The sequence below is a fragment of the Pseudomonas sp. Pse1 genome (assembly GCF_024519635.1).
Lineage (GTDB): Bacteria > Pseudomonadota > Gammaproteobacteria > Pseudomonadales > Pseudomonadaceae > Aquipseudomonas.
Map to the genome: position 1 here is coordinate 1 of NZ_JALJRO010000052.1, position 1,597 is coordinate 1,597.

The following is a 1,597-nucleotide window of genomic DNA, read 5'->3' on the forward strand; positions in this document are numbered from 1 at the left end:
GCGATGCTGACGGTCACGGTGTCGGTGGTGTCGTTGATCTGCACCACGCCTGGTTCTTTGCTCAGTTGCAGGTCTTCGAAGACCTGGTCCTTCACAGTGGCGTCGGTGATAGTCAGGCTCAGCGGGCCGCCGTCTTTGTAGACGTCGTCGCCTTGGATCGGGGCGGTGTAGATCGCCGAAGTATCGCCAGCTTTAACAGTGACGGTGCCACCGTTGCTGAGTTTGACGGTCAGATCATCCTTCAACGCCTGGTTGAGGGTGATGGTAAAAGTCGGGTTGGCGTTTTCGAACACAGGACCATTGCCAGCGATGCTGACGGTCACGGTGTCGGTGGTGTCGTTGATCTGCACCACGCCTGGCTCTTTGCTCAACTGCAGGTCTTCGAAGACCTGATCCTTAACAGTCGCTTCGGTGATGGTAACGCTCAGCGGGCCGCCGTCTTTGTAGACGTCGTCGCCTTGGATCGGGGCGGTGTAGATCGCCGAAGTATCGCCAGCTTTAACAGTGACGGTGCCGCCGTTGCTGAGTTTGACGGTGAGGTCATCCTTCAACGCCTGGTTGAGGGTGATGGTGAAAGTCGGGTTGGCGTTTTCGAACACAGGACCATTGCCAGCGATGCTGACGGTGACGGTGTCGGTGGTGTCGTTGATCTGCACCACGCCTGGTTCTTTGCTCAGCTGCAGGTCTTCGAAGACCTGGTCCTTCACGGTTGCGCTGTCGATAGTAACGCTCAGCGGGCCGCCGTCTTTGTAGACGTCGTCGCCTTGGATCGGTGCGGTGTAAATCGCCGAAGTATCACCGGCTTTAACAGTGACGGTGCCACCGTTGCTGAGTTTGACGGTCAGATCATCCTTCAACGCCTGGTTAAGGGTGATGGTGAAAGTCGGGTTTGCGTTTTCAAACACAGGACCATTGCCAGCGATGCTGACGGTGACGGTGTCGGTGGTGTCGTTGATCTGCACCACGCCTGGTTCTTTGCTCAGCTGCAGGTCTTCGAAGACCTGATCCTTAACAGTCGCTTCGGTGATGGTAACGCTTAGCGGGCCGCCGTCTTTGTAGACGTCGTCGCCTTGAACTGGGGCGGTATAGATCGCGCTGGTATCACCGGCTTTAACGGTAACCGTGCCGCCGTTGCTCAGCTTGACGGTCAAATCATCCTTCAACGCCTGGTTGAGGGTGATGGTGAAGGTCGGATTGGCGTTTTCAAACACAGGACCGTTGCCAGCGATGCTGACTGTCACGGTGTCGGTGGTGTCGTTGATCTGCACCACGCCTGGTTCTTTGCTCAGTTGCAGGTCTTCGAAGACCTTGCCTGGCACGCTCGCGTCGGTGACGGTCAGGCTCAGCGGGCCGCCGTCTTTGTAGACGTCATCGCCTTGAACTGGGGCGGTGTAGATCGCGCTGGTATCACCGGCTTTGACGGTGACGGTGCCGCCGTTGCTCAACTTGACGGTCAAATCATCCTTCAACGCCTGGTTGAGGGTGATGGTGAAGGTCGGATTGGCGTTTTCAAACACAGGACCGTTGCCAGCGATGCTGACTGTCACGGTGTCGGTGGTGTCGTTGATCTGCACCACGCCTGGCTCTTTGCTCAACT

1 protein-coding gene is annotated in these 1,597 nt (G+C 57.2%); it reads right to left on the reverse strand.

Annotated elements, in window-relative coordinates; translation table 11 throughout:
- Window positions 1-1,597 (reverse strand): immunoglobulin-like domain-containing protein (locus NR126_RS28290; protein ID WP_372827628.1); only part of this gene is annotated, 1,597 nt, incomplete at both ends.